This window comes from Pedococcus sp. P2_E5, assembly GCF_056403895.1.
In genome coordinates, this window is the sequence record NZ_JBFUEP010000051.1 from 1 (window position 1) to 17,339 (window position 17,339).

The window sequence follows — 17,339 nt, forward strand, 5'->3', positions numbered from 1 at the left end:
GATGACCGGGCTCGAACCGGCGACCTCAACCTTGGCAAGGTTGCGCTCTACCAACTGAGCTACATCCGCATACACGCGCTATTGGTGTTGAACGGGGTTTTTCACCCGCTGCGCGTGCGTGCAGACATTATCCGATCATCGGCGTCGTCTCCAAATTGGGTGTCGTCCGCGGCGTTTTCAGACCCACGAGGCATGGGGGTCAGCGGCTTTCGCGCCTCTTCCCGCAGCCCCTTGACCGAGGACGTCAGCTCGTCACGCGCCCCGTCGAGACTCGGCGGATCGTCCCTGACCGGCGCGTTGAGGGGCAGCGAGGCCCTCCTGCGCGCCGACACCCGGGCCTTCACCCACGTCACCACCTGTGCCCGCAGGGACAGCCGGTCCGCCACCGGCCACATCGTGCGGATCGCTGCGTTGAGGGCGGCGCCGATGAGGACGGCGATGGCCAGCGCGTACAGGAAGATCAGCAGCACGATCGGGGCTGACAGCGGACCGTAGATCGAGGTTCCCCCGCTGACCGAGGCCGTGATCGTGCCGCGCAGGACGAAGGACGCTAGCACCCAGATCAGCAAGGTGAGCACTGCACCGGGCACGTCCCGCAGCCACGGCGACCGACGCGGCGTGGAGATGTGGAAGAGGGTCGCGATGCTCGCGACAGCGGCGATCGTCACGACGGGCCAGTAGAGGTACGCCAGGAACTCGGCCCCAGACGGCAAGAGGTCCTTGAGCCACGTCGGGCCGATCACGACGAGCGGGACGACCACGATCCCCACGATCAGCGACAGGAAGTACAGCGTCAGCGACAGCGCACGAGTCCGTACGATCCCCCGCTCGCCGGACTGCCCGTACATGATCGAGATCGTGTCGACGAAGACGTTGAGCGCCCGAGACCCCGACCAGATCGACAGCAGGAAGCCGAGCGAGATCAGGTCGCCACGGCCGTTCTTCAGCACGTCGTTCGCCGTGGGCAGGATGATCTGTTCGACGACGTTGGCGACCAGGAAGTCGGACGCGAAGTTCTGGATCCCCGTGATCAGCTCGTTGACGATGTCCTTGCCGAGCCAACCGCTGACGTAACCCACACCACCGAACAGCCCCAGCACCAGGGGCGGCAGCGACAGCAGCATGAAGAAGCCTGCCTCCGAGGCGAGACCGGTCACCCGGTACCGCAGGCACACCCGGATCGTCTCCACCGTCAGCTTGGCCGCGGGCATGGCGCCGGGCACGCGGAGCAGCGCGCGGCGTACCCGTGCCTTAGGTGTCACCCCGTCACGGTATCCCGGCATAGTGTGCCCTCGTGCCCACCCACGCCGTCACCAACCAGGTGCCCCCACTGCCCGACCACAACACGGTTGCGTCGCAGCCGGCCCTCGACGAAGGCCTCAGACGCTGGGCCGGCCCCGCGGCATACGACGAGGTCAGTGCGCTGGGCGCCTGTGCGGGCAGCGGCGAGGCACGCGAATGGGCCATCCAGGCCAACGAGAACGAGCCCGTCCTGCGCACCCACTCCCCCACCGGTGAACGCATCGACGAGGTCGCCTTCCACCCTGCGTGGCACTCACTCATGGAGGTCGCCGTCGGTGCCGGGCTGACCGCCGAGCCGTGGACCCAGGCGGCCGGCAGCGGCGCGCACGTGCGGCGAGCAGCCGGCTTCATCGCGTGGTCCGAGAACGAGCAGGGCCACCTGTGCCCCATCTCCATGACGTATGCCGCGGCGCCGGCCCTCGCAGCCAACGCACCTCTCGCAGCACGCTGGCTGCCCCAGCTCGCCTCGCGCAGCTACGACTTCGGGCTGCGGCCGCTGGCCGACAAGCGCGGGTCACTCGTCGGGATGGGCATGACCGAGAAGCAGGGTGGCTCCGACGTCCGCGCCAACACGACCCGGGCGGTTGCGGCGGCGGACGGTCCGATCGAGGGCGGCGAGACCTACCGGCTGACCGGTCACAAGTGGTTCTGCTCGGCCCCGATGAGCGATGCGTTCCTCGTGCTCGCGCAGACCGATGCCGGCGTCGGCTGCTTCCTCGTGCCGCGCGCGCTCGACGACGGCACGCGCAACTCCTTTGCCCTGCAACGGCTCAAGGACAAGCTGGGCAACCGGTCCAACGCCTCGTCCGAGGTCGAGCTCGACGGCACCTGGGGCGTGCGCGTCGGCGACGACGGTCGCGGCATCCGCACGATCCTCGACATGGTCGCCGCCACCCGGCTCGACTGTATCCTCGGGTCGGCGTCGACGATGCGAGCGGCGCTCGTGCGGGCGATCCACCACGCCCGGCACCGCTCGGCCTTCGGGGCCCTGCTCGTCGACCAGCCACTCATGCAGAACGTCCTGGCCGACCTCGCTCTCGAGGTCGAGGCCGCCACCACGCTCGCCCTGCGCCTCGCCCACGCCGTCGACCAGGGTGACACCGCCCTCTCGCGGCTGGGGGTCGCCGTCGGCAAGTACTGGGTCTGCAAGCGCACCTCACCCATGGTCGCCGAGGCGCTCGAGTGCCTCGGCGGCAACGGCTACGTCGAGGAGAACGGCCTCGCGCGGCTCTACCGTGAGGCGCCGCTCAACTCGATCTGGGAGGGCTCGGGCAACGTCAACGCCCTCGACGTCCTGCGCGCGATCACCCGCGAGCCCCTGTCGGTCGAGGCGTTCCGCAAGGAGCTCGCCCTCGCCCGCGGCCACAGCACCGTCCTCGACGGGGCCATCACCCGCGTCGACGACGTGATCGCGTATGCCGCGGAGCCGGGCGCGCAGGCGGGCGCGCGTCACGTCGTGGAGCACCTCGCGGTGACGTTGCAGGCCTCTCTGCTGGCTCGCTACGCACCGACCGAGGTGGCCGACGCGTTCGTCGCCAGCCGCCTCGGCGGCCGGCACGGAGCCACCTTCGGCACCCTCGACGCTGACCTCTCGACCCAGCACGCCCGCACGATCATCGACCGCGCCTTCAGCGGGTAGCCCTCGCGGGCTCCCCTCGTGCTGCTCGACAACCACGGACCCAGCCCCGACACTGGCCACATGAGGGGGAATCCGGGGCGGGGTGCGCTGATCGGCCTGTGCTTCGGTGTGGCGGCCGTGGCACTGGTCATCCTGCTGCCTTCGGCAGTCCAGAGCGACTGGTACGAGATCACGGACCCACTCGTGGTGATGGGCATCCCGATGGTTGTCGTCGGCACCGCGCTGGGGGCACTGATCGGAACCCGTGGCGGAGCGGACCGGCAGACCTAGTCCTGGAGCACCGAGAAGACGTTGCCCGCGGGGTCGGTGAACCAGGCGATGAGGGGTCCGCCCTTGCGGAAGATGCCCTTGGCGTCGGTCTCCATCGGAGTGCCCTCGTACTTCTCGAAGACCACGCCTCGACCGGTCAGCTCGTCCACGGTGGCCTCGATGTCGGCCACCGGGAAGTTCAGGATCGTGAACGTCGCGGGCACGTGGTCGGGCTTGGGGTAGGCGATGGCGCGGTGCCCACCACCCAGGTGCAGCGTGAGGATGCCGTTCGCCTCGGTCACGTCCAGCCCGAGAGTGTCGGCGTAGAACGTGCGGGCGGCTTCGGTGTCCGGCACCGAGAACCCACTGAAGGCCTGGGAGTCCTTGAGCATCGCTGATTCCTTCCGTTGACGACCCGGTCTCTACAACCGGTACCGACCCTGACGGCCCGGCAAACTCATCGGTGGAACGACGCGCTCAGGACTTCGCCAACCGTTGCTTCTCGGCCTCGACGTCGAAGTCGGCCGCGGGCCACTGCGGATCCATGGCCGCCAGGTGCTCGAGGACCAGGTTCTGGACCGCCAGCCGGGCGTACCACTTGCGGTCGGCAGGAACCACGAACCACGGGGCGGCGTCGGTCGAGGTCTTCTCGAGCACTGCCTGGTAGGCCTCCTGGTACTGCGGCCAGCGCAGGCGCTCGTCGACGTCCCCCGGGTTGTACTTCCAGTGCTTGTCCTCGCGCTCGAGCCGCTCGGTGAGCCGCGCCTTCTGCTCGTCCGCCGACACGTGGAGCATCACCTTGACGATCGTCGTCCCGTCCGCGATGGCCTTGGCCTCGAAGTCGTTGATCTGGGCGTAGCGCCGCGCCCACGTCGCGCGCGGCACGAGCTCGTGCACCCGGACGATGAGGACGTCCTCGTACTGCGACCGGTCGAAGACGCCGACCTGGCCGGGGCTGGGGAGGGCGTTGCGGATGCGCCACAGGAAGGGGTGCTTGCGCTCCTCGGCCGTGGGTGCCTTGAAGGCGGTGTACTTGACGCCCTGGGGGTCCATCTGGCCGACGACGTGACGCATGATGCCGCCCTTGCCGGAGGTGTCCATGCCCTGGACGACCAGCAGGAGGGAGCGCTTCACCTCACCCTTGGACTCGGCATACAGCCGCTCCTGGAACTGGCTGATCTCCCCTGCCCGTGCGGCGAGGGCCTCCTCGCCTGCCGCCTTGTCGCCCTCGAACCCGGGAGTGGAGTGCGCGTCGAGCTCCGCGAGGATGAAGCCGTCAGCGACCCTCAGCGCGTCGGCGAACGCGATCGGCTCGGGCACACCCTTGTCGGACGCGGCGGTGGCGTCGAGACCAGCGACCTTGGACTTGGGCCCGCCCTTTGACTTCTTGTCGCCCTTGGACTTCTTGTCGCCCTTGGACTTCTTGCTGTCCTTGGCCTTGGCGTCGAGCTTCCCCTTGCGCATTCAGGCATCCTGTCATCGCAGGTCGTGGCGCGCGAGGGCTGTCAGCCGCGAGATCGCACGGAAGTACTTCTTGCGGTAGCCGCCGGCCAGCATCTCCCTCGAGAACACGTCGCCCAGCGGCAGTCCACTGGCGAAGACAGGGATGTCGGCGTCGTAGAGCCGGTCCGCGAGCACGACGAGCCGTAGCGCCACGGCTTGGTCCGTCACGGGGCGCACGTGGGTCCATCCCACAGCGGTGACCCCGTCGAGCATCGAGCGGTAGCGACTGGGGTGGACCGTCGCGAGGTGGCGCGTCACGTCGACGAAGTGGTCGAGAACTCCACCGTCGACGTCCACGCCCGCACGTACCTCGTCCTCCGAGCACGGCGATGGGCTGTCGACGCTGTCTCGGTGCCGGTAGTCGGGGCCGTTGACGGTCAGCACCTCGAACCGTGCGGACAGGGCCTGGATCTCGCGGAGGAAGTCCTCGGCCGCGAACCGCCCAGCCCCCAGTGCGTCGGGCAGCGTGTTGGACGTCGCGGCGAGCGAGACACCCGCTGTGGCCAGTCGACCGAGCAGGGTCGCCATCAAGACCGTGTCGCCGGGGTCGTCGAGCTCGAACTCGTCGATGCAGACCAGCTGGTGTCCACTGAGCGCCTCGACGGTGGGCTGGAAACCCAGGGCACCGACCAGGTTGGTGTACTCGACGAAGGTGCCAAAGGCCTTGGTCCCGTTGGCTTCGTGCCACAACGACGCCAGCAGGTGGGTCTTGCCGACTCCGAAGCCGCCGTCGAGGTAGACCCCGCGACCGTCCCCCGCGGCCGCTTTTCGCCGCGCGAACCATCGGCCGCCGGCGCGTTGTCCCAGCGACACGGCATACCCCTCGAGTCGCTCGACCGCGGCCGCCTGGGAGGGCTCGGACGGATCCGGCCGGTAGGTGGTGAACCGCTCGGCGTCGAATCGGGGAGGCGGCACGAGCTCGCGCACCAGCCGCGCGCGGTCCAGCTGCGGGGAGCGGTCGAGGAGGGAGCCGGGCACGCTGTGGAGCCTAGTGAAGGAAGATCGGGGGAAATGCAAGACTGTGCGCATGCGCCTGCTGCTTGACTCGTCCGGCACCCATGCCCCCGGTGACCTCGTCGACGCCGCCGACCTCGCGGATCTGTACGCCCCGCCGGCTCGGCGCTGGCTGCGAGCCAACTTCGTGGCGACCCTGGACGGCGCCGCCAACGGCCCCGACCAGAAGTCGGGGAGCATCAACACCGAGGCGGACCACGTGGTCTTCGACCTGCTGCGCCGGATGACGGACGTGGTCGTGGTCGGTGCCGGCACCGTCAGGGCCGAGGGTTACCCCTCCCTGAAGTCCGAGGATCCCGCCGCGCCGACGCTCGTCGTGGTCAGCCACTCGGGACAGCTGCCCGTGAGCGTTGCCGACGGACCTCCCGGTTCTGTCCTGCTCGTCACCCGCAGTGGCGCCGACGCGCGTGCCCTGGACGCCTCGCGCGAGTTGATCGGTGAGGAGTTCGTCCTCACGTCCGGCACCGACTCGGTGAACCTGGTGCGGATGAGAAACATGTTGGAGGACAAGGGTTTTCGCCAGATCCTCTGCGAAGGGGGTCCCAGCCTGCTCGGGAGCCTGCTGAAGGCGGGAGTCGTCGACGAGCTCGACCTCACCTGGTCACCGATCATCGTCGGCGGCGAGCACCCAGCCATCGTCAATGGACCAGCCGTGAACGTCCCCGCCTCCCCCGCGGTCCTGCTCGAGGAGGACGGCAGCATCCTCGGACGCTGGTTCGTCAACCGCTGACCAGACGGCCCCTCGCCGCCCGTCGACTGCTCAGGTGGCCACGAACTCGGCGACCGACCGCTCCCAGCGGACCGGGTCGACGTTCCACTCCTTGGTATGCCGCGCGGTGTCCCACGGCTCCATCGTCACCAGATCGGGCCGCGCCTGCGCCAAGGCCTGGGACGGGCCCACGGGGACGAACTCGTCGTCGACCGAGTGGATGAGCAGGATCGGGTGCTCCAGCTCGCTCGCGCGCGCCACCCAGTTGGTCTTCGCCACGTCCACCGGGTCGTGCACGCCGACGAGTCGCCGCGCCGAGCGGCGGCCCATCAGGGCCCGGCCGAGACCGCCGATCGGGGCCGGGATGCCGTTGGCCCGCGCATGGTGGGCCAGCACGTCGCCCCAGTCGATGACCGGCGCATCGAGGACCACGTGGGTGACGTGGTCGGCCAGCCAGGAGCGGCTCAGGGTCTGCAGGACGATGGCCCCTCCCATCGACCAGCCGACGAGGAGCAGCTCGCGCGCCCCGCGCTGTACGGCGTGCAGGCCGGCGTCCTCGATGTCGCGCCACTCCGAGAGGCCGAGGTTGTAGCGCCCGTCCGGACCGCTGCGGGCTCCGATGTCGTTGCGGTAGCTGGGAATGATGACGTTGATCCCGCTGTCGTGCAGCGGCTTCACGGCCCGCAGCCCTTCGTGGCGTCTCGCGCCGCGGCCGTGGACGAGGATCGCCCAACGGTGCGACTGCGAGGCAGCGGGCACCACCCAGGCCGGCATGGTGCCGAGCTCGGTCAGCACGTCGACGTACTCGGTGCGCAGCCCCAGGGAGCGATCCGGGGGGCTCGCGAAGTAGTACTGGTTCCAGCGGCCGAACCCACCGGCGAGGTGTCCGTAGTCGACACCGAGCAGCTCGCGGCGCACTCGGCCCGAGCCCTGGTCGAGCTCGAGGACCTCACCGACTCGCGCGTGGCCGCTCTCCCCGTCGAGCCACAGGCCGTACCGCCCGGGCGAGACGGTCTCGGGGCTCACGCCCAGGGTCACCGAGTCGTCGGTGACGGCAAGGATCTGGGTGTCGTCGGGTCGCTGGCGGTCAGGGGTGAGCACCCTGCGTGCGAAGTAGGTCGCGGCACCCATGGTGGTCAGGGCGCCTGCAGTCAGGACCGACCCTGCGGTCACGGCGCCCGCGATGGCCGCCTTGCGAGCCGGAGACATCGGGGTCGCTCCGGTGGCCACTACCTCTCCCCCAGCACGTCGGCGAGGTCGAAGCTGACCGGTTCCTCGAGCTGGTCGTACGTGCAGGACTGCGGGGTGCGGTCCGGCCGCCAGCGGACGAACTGGGCGGTGTGGCGGAACCGGGCGCCCTCCATGTGGTCGTACCTCACCTCGACCACGCGGTCGGGCCGCAGTGGTGTGAACGACAGGTCCTTGCCGGCGTTCCAGCGAGACGTCGCCCCACCTGTCGGCGTGCGACTGCCCATCTCCTCCTTGGCCCACGCCCAGGGGTGGTCGTCGAAGTCGGTGACCAGAGGCTGCAGCTCGTCGAACAGCTCCTTGCGTCGCGCCATCGGGAAGGCCCCGATCACGCCCACGCTCATCAACGACCCCTCGTCCGTGTAGAGACCCAGGAGCAGCGACCCGATCAGGTCGTCGCCGCTCTTGTGGGTGCGGTAGCCCGCCACGACGCAGTCCGCGGTCCGCTCGTGCTTGATCTTGAGCATCAGCCGCTTGTCGGGCACGTAGGCGATGTCGAGGGGCTTGGCGATGACGCCGTCGAGCCCGGCCCCCTCGAACTGCTCGAACCACTCCTGCGCGACACCCGGGTCGTCGGTCGCCCGGGTCAGGTGGACGGGCGGTTGCACGTCCGCCAGGGCCTCCTCGAGGCGCGCACGGCGCTCCGAGAAGGGGCGCTCGGTGAGGTCGTCGTCGCCGATCGCGAGCAGGTCGAACGCGACGAAGCTTGCGGGGGTCTCGGCCGCGAGCTTCTTCACCCGGCTGGCTGCGGGGTGGATCCGCTGCTGGAGGGCATCGAAGTCGAGCCGGTCGCCCGTCCCGCCGATCAGCACGATCTCGCCGTCCACGACGCACTTCTCGGGGAAGTTCGCCAGCACGGCCTCCACCACCTCGGGGAAGTAGCGAGTCATCGGCTTCTCGTTCCGGCTACCGATCTCGACCTGGTCGCCGGACCGGAAGATGATCGAGCGGAACCCGTCCCACTTGGGCTCGAAGAGGTAGTCGCCCGTGGGGATCCCCTTGACCGGCTTGGCCAGCATCGGGGCGACGGGAGGCACCACCGGACCCCAGACGGAGCGCAGGTCTGCGTCGCGTTCCGCCTTGGGCGGCATGTAGTCCTCGTCGGACTTGTCCTTGCGCCGCTTGCTCGGCTGCACCCGCGGGGGCTCTCCGGGCATCTTGGGGTAGTCCGGCGGGAAGTTCAGCTCTCCGAGACCACGTTCGTTCACGTCCTTGTCCCACAGCGCGATTGCCGCGGAGACGTCACCGACGGCATCGTCCATGCCAGCCCACGCGTCACCGTCCGCGGCGACGATCCCCGGCACCGTCAGCACGGTGAAGTCGCCGGGACCCACACCCCCCAGCGCGTCCCAGCCGACCGGCATGCTCACGGGCGCTCCGGGGAGCGGACGAGGACTGTAGGCCGAGGCGATGGTGCGGTCGCGGCACGCCTGGTTGAAGTCGACGAAGACGCGCTCGCCGCGCTCCTCCTTCCACCACGACGTGGTCACGAGGTCGGGCAGGCGCCGCTCGAGCTCGCGCGCGATGCCGATGACTCCGTGCCGCACGTCGAGGAACTCGTGGGTGGGCGCCACCCGCACGAAGACGTGCACTCCACGGTTGCCGGAGGTCTTGGCCCAGCCGGTCAGGCCGAGTTCGGTGAGCAGCTCGCAGAGCACGAGGGCGGCTTCCACGGAGTCCTTGAAGTCGCGTCCCGGCTGCGGGTCGAGGTCGATGCGCAGCTCGTCAGGGTTGTCGACGTCGGTCGTGCGGACCGGCCACGGGTGGAAGGTCACCGTGTTCATCTGCATCGCCCACACCACGGCGGCCGGCTCCTCGACGACGACCTGGAGGTGCTTGCGCCCCGACGGGTAGGTGCACATGACGGGGTTGATGAAGTCGGGCATGCCCTTGGGCGGGTTCTTGGTCCAGAACTCCTCGCCCGTGATGCCCTCGGGGAACCGCTGGAGTGTCACCGGGCGGTTGCCCAGCGCACGCATGAAGCCGTCCGAGACGTCGATGGCGTACCGCGCGAGGTCGAGCTTGGTGATCCCGTCGTCGGGCCAGATCAACCGTTCGGGGCTCGAGATCCGCACGAGTCGCGATCCCTCAGGTCCCCCGGGGACTTCCAGCTCGGTTGCTTTGGCCGCCATGGCGCGAGCCTATCTGGGGAGCCGTCACCGGGCCGTAGGGATCAGCGGGACCAGAATCGACCCGTCTTGCGTTGTGATGGACGTGAAACTGTTTGGACGACGAGGGATCACCACGCGAAGGAGCCGAAACGTGAGCATGGACCAGACCGACCGCACCTATGCCGTCACCAAGACCGACGAGCAGTGGCGCGAGGAGCTGAGCCCGGCGGAGTACCAGGTGCTCCGCCAGGCGGGCACCGAGCGCCCGTTCGTCGGGGAGTACACCGACACCAAGGACGAGGGCGTCTACGCCTGTCGAGCCTGTGGTGCAGAGCTGTTCACCTCCGACACCAAGTTCGACAGCCACTGCGGGTGGCCGTCGTTCTACTCGCCTCTCGCAGGCGACTCGGTGGAGTACCTCGAGGACTTCGACATGGGGATGAAGCGGGTCGAGGTGCGGTGCGCCAGCTGCGGCAGCCACCTCGGGCACGTCTTCGAGGGCGAGGGCTACGGCACCCCCACCGACCAGCGGTACTGCATCAACAGCATCAGCCTGACGATGCGCCCGAAGTCCGACGCCAGCTGATCGCGTGCGGGCCCTGGGAGGCCAACCCCAGGGCGCCAACCTAGGGAGCCCGGCGGGTGAAGCGCGGGTCCGTCTCCCACCAGGGACGGTCCAGCCCCCCGTCGGGCGCCCCATCGCCGGCCTCCTGACGTTCCCGCGCCTCGCGGTCGAGTCGGGCGTCGACGAGGGCCGCCTCGCGCGCATCGGAGCGGACCCACGCCAGGACGGTCGCGGCCAGCAGCGGCAGGCCCACGACCTCGGCCACCCCGAACATCGCGCCACCACCGAGCCGCTGCTCCCACAGCGGGTCACGTGCGGCGAGGAAGGTCGCTACCGGCGCACCCAGCAACGCGGGTGAGGCCATCACGACGACCCCGGGGACCGCGTCGAGCAGGCCGTCGCCGAACGCGATCAGGACCCGCACCCCAGCCGTGCACCATCTCGGCACGAGCGCCTCGCCCAGCAGCGGCAGGACGAACACGAGCCCGCTGACCAGCAGCACGGCATACGTCAGCTCGCGCACCCATGCGTGCGCAACCGATGCCGCGAGCCACGGCGTGGTGAAGAGCAGCAGGTGCAGCGCCGTCGCGACGACCGAGGCGAGCAGCGGGAAGAAGATGACCCGTGCCGCTCGGCTGCGCAGGATCCGGTCGAGGCCGCGGGTCGCCTCCGTGCCCACCGCGCGACGTGCCAGTCCCAGGGGGTCGCCCAGTGCGATACCGACCGGCGTCACCGCGGCCAGGACTGCCGACTGCGTCGCGGCGGCGACGAACGACGTGCCTCGCGACGCCGCGAGACCACCGTCCGTCGCCAGGAGCAGCGAGCCGACGCCCAGCACGTAGTAGGCCAGCGGTCGCAGCACGGGGACGGCCCCACCGGAGCGGCGCAGCGCGACGAGGGCCGCTGCGTAGGAAAGCGCCAGCACCAGGGCCAACGCCGTTCCGAAGGGGGACACCACCCAGCGGGTGACCAGGTCGGCCGGGGCGAAGGCAGGCACGACCCGAGCCTGCCCCCACAGCCCTGAGAGGGTCCTGAGGGTTCCGCGAGCTTCCGGTGACGACCCGAGGACGCCCGACGGACCTCGCGTCAGCGCAGGGAGGCGAGGAGCTCGTCGACCTGCACGCGGCGACCGGTGTGGAACGGCAGTTCCTCGCGGACGTGCATGCGTGCCCGTGAGGCCCGCAGCTCACGCATCAGGTCGACGATGCGGTGCAGCTCGTCGGCCTCGAAGGCCAGCACCCACTCGTAGTCGTTCAGCGCGAACGACGCGATCGTGTTGGCCCTCACGTCGGGGTAGTCACGGGCCTGCTGCCCGTGCTCGCGCAGCATGTCGCGGCGCTCGGCATCGGGGAGCAGGTACCACTCGTAGGACCGGACGAACGGGTAGACGCAGATGAAGTCCTTCGGCGGCTCGTCGCCGAGGAACGCCGGGATGTGGCTCTTGTTGAACTCGGCCGGCCGGTGCAGCGCCGCGGCCGACCAGGTCGGCTCGAGCAGGTGACCCAGCTCGGTGCGCAGCAGGGAGCGGTAGGCCCGCTGCACGTCCTCGATCCGCTCGGCGTGCCACCAGACCATGAAGTCGGCGTCGGCCCGCAGGCCCCCGATGTCGTAGACGCCGCGCGTCACAACACCCTCGGCCTCGAGCTGCGCGAAGAGGTCCTCGACCTCCTTGGCCATCACGTCCCGGTTGTCGCCCAGCGGCGCGGTGACGGAGAAGACCGACCACATGGCATACCGGATCGAGTCGTTGACCTCGCGGATCCGGGCGGCGTTCGGGTTGGACGGGTGCGGCTCGCTCATGCCCCTATCCTCCCGCGCCGGCCCGGCGCGTCCGCAGGTGGGTGGCCACCGCCAGCGCCGCCGAACGTCCACTCGCGATGCAGGCAGGGATCCCCACGCCCTCGTATGCCGCGCCGGCCAGTTCCAGCCCCTGCGCGGCCGCCGCCGCGGTCCTGATGCGGGCCACCCGGTCGACGTGCCCGACGGTGTACTGCGGCAACGCCCCTCCCCACCGTTGGACGTGGGTGTCGACGATCCGGGGCAGCTGGTGGCCGAGGGCCTCGCTGACCTCGGCGACGGCGATGGCGACGAGCTCCTCGTCGGGACGCTGCAGGTCGGTGGTCTCGCCGAACCGGCCCACGGACGCGCGCAGGAAGGACAGGTCGCCAGCCGCCTCAGCGGTCCATCGCCACTTGGTCGAGGAGAACGTGCTGGCCTTGATCGTCCTGCCCTCGACCGCCGGAACGAGGAACCCCGAGCCCGGAAGCGGCACCGCGCCAGGGCCGTCCGCCCCCACGGCAAGGGTGATGATCGCCATCGAGGCGTACTCGACCTCACGCAGCGCCCGGGCCGCGTCGGGCAGGTGCCTGACCAGTAGTCGGCTCGCCGGGGCGGCGGGCACGGCGATGACCACCGCGTCCGCGATGAGTCGTTCGGGCCTTGGCTGCGGGCCCACGACGACCGACCAGCCGCCACCGGCGGTGGCCGGCTCGCGGTGGAGCTCACGGACGATCGTGCCGCTGCGAATCGTCACGCCCCGAGCCCGCAGCGACTCGGTCAGCGACTCGGCGAGCCGTCCAACGCCACCCACCAGCCCAGCGAAGACCGGCGTGACCTCTGCCTGGCCCGCTCCCCGCTGGTCCGGCTGGCCCGCCGATGCCGCCGCCGCCGTCTCGGTGAGGGACTCGCCTCGCCGCACCGCCGCGAACACGGACGGCAGGCAGGCGCGCAGCGACAACGACCGCGCCTGCCCGGCATACACGCCCCCGAGGAGCGGCTCGACGAGGCGGTCGACGACCGCGTCGCCCAACCGGGCGGCGACGTAGTCACCAACCGACACGTCCTCGAACTCGCCTCTGTCCCAAGGCGTTTCGCCCTCCGCTCGCGCGACCTCCTCGGTCGACAGGATGCCGAGCGCCGAGGCGGGCGGCGAAGGTATCCCCATCAGGGTGCCCTTGGGCAGCTGGTGCAGGTCGCCGCGTGACCAGACGGAGGCCGAGGTCGTGGCGGGGTGGACGACCTCGCCGTCGAGCCCGAGCTCGGTCATCAGGTCCAGTGCCTCCGGTCGTCTGGCCAGCATCGACTCGGCGCCCACGTCCAGCGCCACCCCCGCCACGGGTTCGCGTCGGAGCTTGCCGCCGGGCCGGTCTGCCGCGTCGAGGATCGTGATGGTCGCGTCGGGAACCGCACGCGACAGCTCCCAAGCGCAGGCAAGTCCAGCGATGCCTCCCCCGACGATGAGGATTCGTGATCCGACCATGCCCACACCCTTTCAAGATCGTGACTGTTTCGACACCGCAGGGTGGGAACGTCGAGCCCACGACAGCAGTCGCACCGGTATTCCGCCCCACCCGATACGACCAGCTCGACACGACCAGGGGGTCGCCATGTTCCGCGTTCGTCCGCACCGCAGCATCGCCGTCGTCGGCGCAGCTCTCCTCGCAACGCTCGCTCTCGCCGCCTGTGGGGGTGGCGGCTCCGACAGCTCCAGCGCCGACAGCGCAGCCTCGGTCGCGAACGGCGGCTCCAACGAGTCGTCCGGCCGGGCCGCCGCCCCCTCCGCCGGCGACAGTCCCGCCTCGGGAGGCGACTCGGCCAAGCCCGGATCGGGCACCAACGCAACCGGCGTCACGGCCGCCAACCTCGCGGCGAACCAGGAGTCCCTGGCCCGCCGCGCCACCGTCGCGCTGCAGGTCAAGAACATCGGCCAGGCAGTCGCCAAGGTGCGGGCCACCACGGCGACCGCCCAGGGCATCGTCCTGTCGGAGAACATCGGGACGGCGAACAGCGGCGCCCCCCTGGCCGAGTCCGCAAAGGTGACCGCCACGACCTACGCCGAGATCACCATCTCGGTGCCGTCCACCGAGCTTGACCGGGTCATCGCCGAGCTCGGGTCGGTCGGCACGGTGATCCGCTCGACCAGCTCGAGCGAGAACGTCGGCGGCCAGATCGTCGACACCGCGTCGCGGCTCGAGACGATGCGGGTCAGCGTCGAGCGGGTCCGCGCCTTCCTCAAGGACGCCAAGGACCTCAACCAGATCGTCGCCATGGAGGCCGAGCTGACCCGCCGCCAGTCCGACCTAGAGTCCCTCGAGGCGCAGCTCGCCTCCCTCAAGGGCAGCGTCGCCCGCTCCCCCGTCCAGATCAGCCTGACCACTGAGCCCAACGCCATCGTGGAGGAGCCCGACCAGGCTGGCTTCCTCGTCGGGCTCAAGGGCGGATGGGACGCCTTCACCGGGTCCGCAGCCGTGCTGCTCACGGTCGTCGGTGCGATGTTGCCGTTCCTCGTCCTGCTCAGCCTCATGGGACTGCCGGTGTGGTGGTACCTGCGTCGCCGTCGGCTGGTGACGCCGCCCCCCGCCGTCCTGCCGCAGTAGCCCCCACTACGGCAGGGGCGAGGTCGGTCAGCGACTCAGCGCTGGCCGACCTCGTGCACGAGCTCGACGACGCGGGTCAGGACATCGGGGTCGGTGTCGGGCAGCACACCATGGCCCAGGTTGAAGATGTGACCCGGCGCGGCCCGGCCCTCCTCGACGATCGAGCGGACCTTGGCCTCCAACGCCTCCCAGGGCGCGAAGAGCAGGGCGGGGTCGAGGTTGCCCTGCACGGCATACGAACCGTCGAGCCGGGCGAGGGCATCGGTGAGGGACACGCGGTAGTCGACACCGACCACGTCGGCACCCACGGCGCCCATCGCGGGCAGCAGCTCCCCCGTGCCGACCCCGAAGTGGATCGTGGGTATGCCGCGCGTCGCCACCGCGGCGAGCGCGGCGGTCGAGTGAGGGGCCACGAAGCGCTCGTAGTCGGCCCGCGGGAGTGCTCCCACCCAGGAGTCGAACAGCTGCACCGCGGAGGCCCCGGCGGCGGCCTGCACGTCGAGGAAGGTGCCCGAGATCTGGGCCAGGCGCGCACACAGGTCGTGCCACAGCTGCGGGTCGCCGTACATCAGGGCCTTGGTGTGCTCGTGGTTCTTGCTCGGGCCACCCTCGACGAGATAGCTCGCCAGGGTGAACGGTGCGCCCGCGAAGCCGATCAACGGGGTGTCGCCGAGCTCGGAGGTGAGGAGCCGGACGGCCTCGGTGATGTAGGGGACGTGCTCCGGCGTCAGCTCCGGCAGGCGGTCGAGGTCGCCGCGCGTGCGGATCGGCTTGGCGACGACCGGCCCGACTCCGGGGACGATGTCGAGGTCGACGCCGACCGCGGCCAGGGGCACGACGATGTCGGAGAAGAAGATCGCGGCGTCGACGCCGTGTCGCCGCACCGGCTGGAGGGTGATCTCGGTGACGAGGTCGGGGCGACGGCAGGACTCGAGCATCCCGACGCCCTCCCGGACCTTGCGGTACTCCGGCAGCGAGCGCCCGGCCTGACGCATGAACCAGACCGGCGTGTGGCTCACCGGCTGGCACCGGGCAGCGCGGACCAGGGCGGAGTCGTGGGGGGAGGTCACCCGGCAATTCTAGGTGGCCGCGTGCAGTCGCCCAGAACCCGCGTCAGAGGGCGATGATCGCCGCCCCTGCCAGCGACAGCACGGCGCCCACCTGCTGGATCCTTCGCAGCCGCTCGTGCAGCAGGACCCGTGCCAGCACGATGGTCGCGACCGGGTAGAGCGAGGCGAGCACGCTCGCCACGCTGACCTGTCCGCGCGACGAGGCGATGGCGAAGAGCGCGTTGGCGCCCAGGTCACCGCAGCCGATGGCCAGCAGGGCGGGCATCTCGCGCGCCTGCATCCCTCCTCGTGAGCGCACCACCAACGCCAGCGTGACGAAGACGACGAAGGACACCCCCCGCATCCCCCACAGCGTCATCAAGGTCGACGAACGGGCGCCACGGTCGAGGCAGAACAGCGCGAATCCGAAGCCGACCGCCGCCACGCCCGCCAGCACCACGGGTCGCGGGGACACCCCGCCACTCAGCTCGGGGCCAGACGCCAGGGTCACCCCGACGACGGCGACCATGATCCCCACCCAGGTCCAGGAGGACGGCTCGTCGCCGGTGGCCACGCCGAGCAGCACGGGGACGGCCACGCCCAGCGCCGCGATCGGGGCGACGACCCCGATCGTGCCGCTGGCGAGGGCGGTGTAGAAGCACAGCAGTCCCGCCACCCCGGACACGGCAGCCCCGACCGACCACAGCGGCCAGCCGGTCCACGTGAGGTGCTCCCAGCGGAGCGCGACGACGACACACAGGACGAGGAACGCCAGGGACTGCGTCCACCCCACGACCGCGACGGCTGGGCGGCGCCGGGAGTACAACCCGGCGAAGAAGTCCGCCGTCCCCCAGCTGGCGCTGGACGCGAGCGCGAGCAGCGAGAGCATGGCCGCACGCTACCCGTGCCGCGACACGACGCGGACGGCAACCTCCCTGTGATATTCGACATCGCGGCATACCCTCTGATGGTGGGCAGCCGAACGGTCCCTGGCGACCAATCCCCCGAGTTCACGCAGGCGCTCAGTGACCTGCGCGGAGCACGCTTGCGCCCCGAGGTCCGCCTCACCGAGGTGCCCGCTCCGCAGCGCATCGCGCCGTATGCCGTGGCCCTCACCGCCGAGGTGGTGGGCGCCGCGGACGACGAGGACGAGCTGGCGTCGGGACGCTTCGTGCTGCTGCACGACCCGTCGGTCCCCGACCCCTGGGACGGGGCCTGGCGTGCGGTGACGTTCGCCCGCGCCGAGCTCGAGCCCGAGCTGGCCAACGACCCGATGCTGGGTGCGGTCGGCTGGTCCTGGTTGACCGACGCCCTCGCCCATCACCACCTGGGCTACACCGCCGAGGCCGGCACGGTCACCAGGGTCGTCTCCGAGAGCTTCGCCGGCCTCGCCGACCGGCCCGCCAGCGTCGAGATGGAGGTCCGCGCCTCGTGGACCCCGGTGGCCGGCAACGTCGGCGCCCACCTGGTCGCATGGTCCGACCTGCTGTGCACCATCGCGGGTCTGCCACCCCTGCCCGAGGGCGTCATCGCCCTGCCGGGACCACGCCGTTAACAGTGGAGTGCTGACCTCT

At 70.4% G+C, this 17,339-nt stretch carries 17 protein-coding genes; 6 read left to right on the forward strand and 11 right to left on the reverse strand.

What is annotated here, in order from left to right:
- Positions 1 to 101 precede the first annotated feature (101 nt).
- Entirely contained in the window at positions 102 to 1,262 is a 1,161-nt protein-coding gene (locus tag AC1DVZ_RS16205) for a YihY/virulence factor BrkB family protein (protein WP_477619238.1), read from the reverse strand.
- 32 nt (positions 1,263 to 1,294) lie between these two features.
- On the opposite strand from AC1DVZ_RS16205, the gene AC1DVZ_RS16210 reads away from it, so the two are divergent.
- Positions 1,295 to 2,941, forward strand: coding sequence for an acyl-CoA dehydrogenase family protein (locus AC1DVZ_RS16210; protein WP_477619239.1), 1,647 nt, complete (start codon positions 1,295 to 1,297; stop codon positions 2,939 to 2,941).
- A gap of 60 nt (positions 2,942 to 3,001) precedes the next feature.
- On the forward strand, positions 3,002 to 3,211 hold the full coding sequence (locus AC1DVZ_RS16215; protein ID WP_477619240.1) for a hypothetical protein: 210 nt from the start codon (positions 3,002 to 3,004) through the stop codon (positions 3,209 to 3,211).
- Here the strand turns inward: AC1DVZ_RS16215 and AC1DVZ_RS16220 are convergent.
- From AC1DVZ_RS16220 to zapE, 3 genes are all read right to left on the reverse strand, one after another.
- Positions 3,208 to 3,582, reverse strand: coding sequence for a VOC family protein (locus AC1DVZ_RS16220; protein WP_477619241.1), 375 nt, complete (start codon positions 3,580 to 3,582; stop codon positions 3,208 to 3,210). The genes AC1DVZ_RS16215 and AC1DVZ_RS16220 overlap by 4 nt on opposite strands.
- A gap of 85 nt (positions 3,583 to 3,667) precedes the next feature.
- A complete protein-coding gene (locus AC1DVZ_RS16225) occupies positions 3,668 to 4,654 on the reverse strand; it encodes a PPK2 family polyphosphate kinase (protein ID WP_477619242.1) in 987 nt (328 codons plus the stop codon).
- Between the two features lie 12 nt (positions 4,655 to 4,666).
- A complete protein-coding gene (zapE, locus tag AC1DVZ_RS16230; protein ID WP_477619243.1) occupies positions 4,667 to 5,671 on the reverse strand; it encodes a cell division protein ZapE in 1,005 nt (334 codons plus the stop codon).
- Between the two features lie 49 nt (positions 5,672 to 5,720).
- Between zapE and AC1DVZ_RS16235 the strand changes: the two genes are divergently transcribed.
- A complete protein-coding gene (locus AC1DVZ_RS16235; RefSeq protein WP_477619244.1) occupies positions 5,721 to 6,437 on the forward strand; it encodes a dihydrofolate reductase family protein in 717 nt (238 codons plus the stop codon).
- A gap of 30 nt (positions 6,438 to 6,467) precedes the next feature.
- Here AC1DVZ_RS16235 and AC1DVZ_RS16240 read toward each other — a convergent pair whose 3' ends face one another.
- On the reverse strand, positions 6,468 to 7,646 hold the full coding sequence (locus AC1DVZ_RS16240; protein WP_477619245.1) for an alpha/beta hydrolase family protein: 1,179 nt from the start codon (positions 7,644 to 7,646) through the stop codon (positions 6,468 to 6,470).
- On the reverse strand, positions 7,646 to 9,796 hold the full coding sequence (locus AC1DVZ_RS16245; RefSeq protein WP_477619246.1) for an ATP-dependent DNA ligase: 2,151 nt from the start codon (positions 9,794 to 9,796) through the stop codon (positions 7,646 to 7,648). The genes AC1DVZ_RS16240 and AC1DVZ_RS16245 overlap by 1 nt, the downstream gene beginning before the upstream one ends.
- Positions 9,797 to 9,932: 136 nt before the next feature.
- On the opposite strand from AC1DVZ_RS16245, the gene msrB reads away from it, so the two are divergent.
- Entirely contained in the window at positions 9,933 to 10,361 is a 429-nt protein-coding gene (gene msrB / locus AC1DVZ_RS16250; protein WP_477619262.1) for a peptide-methionine (R)-S-oxide reductase MsrB, read from the forward strand.
- A 40-nt stretch (positions 10,362 to 10,401) separates the two neighbouring features.
- Here msrB and AC1DVZ_RS16255 read toward each other — a convergent pair whose 3' ends face one another.
- The 3 genes from AC1DVZ_RS16255 to hemG form a co-directional block, all read right to left on the reverse strand.
- Positions 10,402 to 11,337 (reverse strand): cytochrome c oxidase assembly protein, encoded by a 936-nt coding sequence (locus AC1DVZ_RS16255; RefSeq protein WP_477619247.1) that lies wholly within the window; start codon positions 11,335 to 11,337, stop codon positions 10,402 to 10,404.
- An 89-nt stretch (positions 11,338 to 11,426) separates the two neighbouring features.
- Entirely contained in the window at positions 11,427 to 12,140 is a 714-nt protein-coding gene (hemQ, locus tag AC1DVZ_RS16260; protein ID WP_477619248.1) for a hydrogen peroxide-dependent heme synthase, read from the reverse strand.
- A gap of 4 nt (positions 12,141 to 12,144) precedes the next feature.
- On the reverse strand, positions 12,145 to 13,599 hold the full coding sequence (hemG, locus tag AC1DVZ_RS16265; protein WP_477619249.1) for a protoporphyrinogen oxidase: 1,455 nt from the start codon (positions 13,597 to 13,599) through the stop codon (positions 12,145 to 12,147).
- A 127-nt stretch (positions 13,600 to 13,726) separates the two neighbouring features.
- Between hemG and AC1DVZ_RS16270 the strand changes: the two genes are divergently transcribed.
- Positions 13,727 to 14,716: a DUF4349 domain-containing protein gene (locus AC1DVZ_RS16270; RefSeq protein ID WP_477619250.1), complete on the forward strand. Its 990-nt coding sequence runs from the start codon at positions 13,727 to 13,729 to the stop codon at positions 14,714 to 14,716.
- Between the two features lie 35 nt (positions 14,717 to 14,751).
- On the opposite strand, the gene hemE is transcribed toward AC1DVZ_RS16270, so the two are convergent.
- Entirely contained in the window at positions 14,752 to 15,786 is a 1,035-nt protein-coding gene (gene hemE, locus AC1DVZ_RS16275) for a uroporphyrinogen decarboxylase (RefSeq protein ID WP_477619251.1), read from the reverse strand.
- A gap of 43 nt (positions 15,787 to 15,829) precedes the next feature.
- Positions 15,830 to 16,654: a DMT family transporter gene (locus AC1DVZ_RS16280; RefSeq protein WP_477619252.1), complete on the reverse strand. Its 825-nt coding sequence runs from the start codon at positions 16,652 to 16,654 to the stop codon at positions 15,830 to 15,832.
- Between the two features lie 78 nt (positions 16,655 to 16,732).
- Between AC1DVZ_RS16280 and AC1DVZ_RS16285 the strand changes: the two genes are divergently transcribed.
- Positions 16,733 to 17,320, forward strand: a complete 588-nt coding sequence (locus AC1DVZ_RS16285) for a DUF3000 domain-containing protein (protein WP_477619263.1) — start codon at positions 16,733 to 16,735, stop codon at positions 17,318 to 17,320.
- Positions 17,321 to 17,339: the final 19 nt, after the last annotated feature.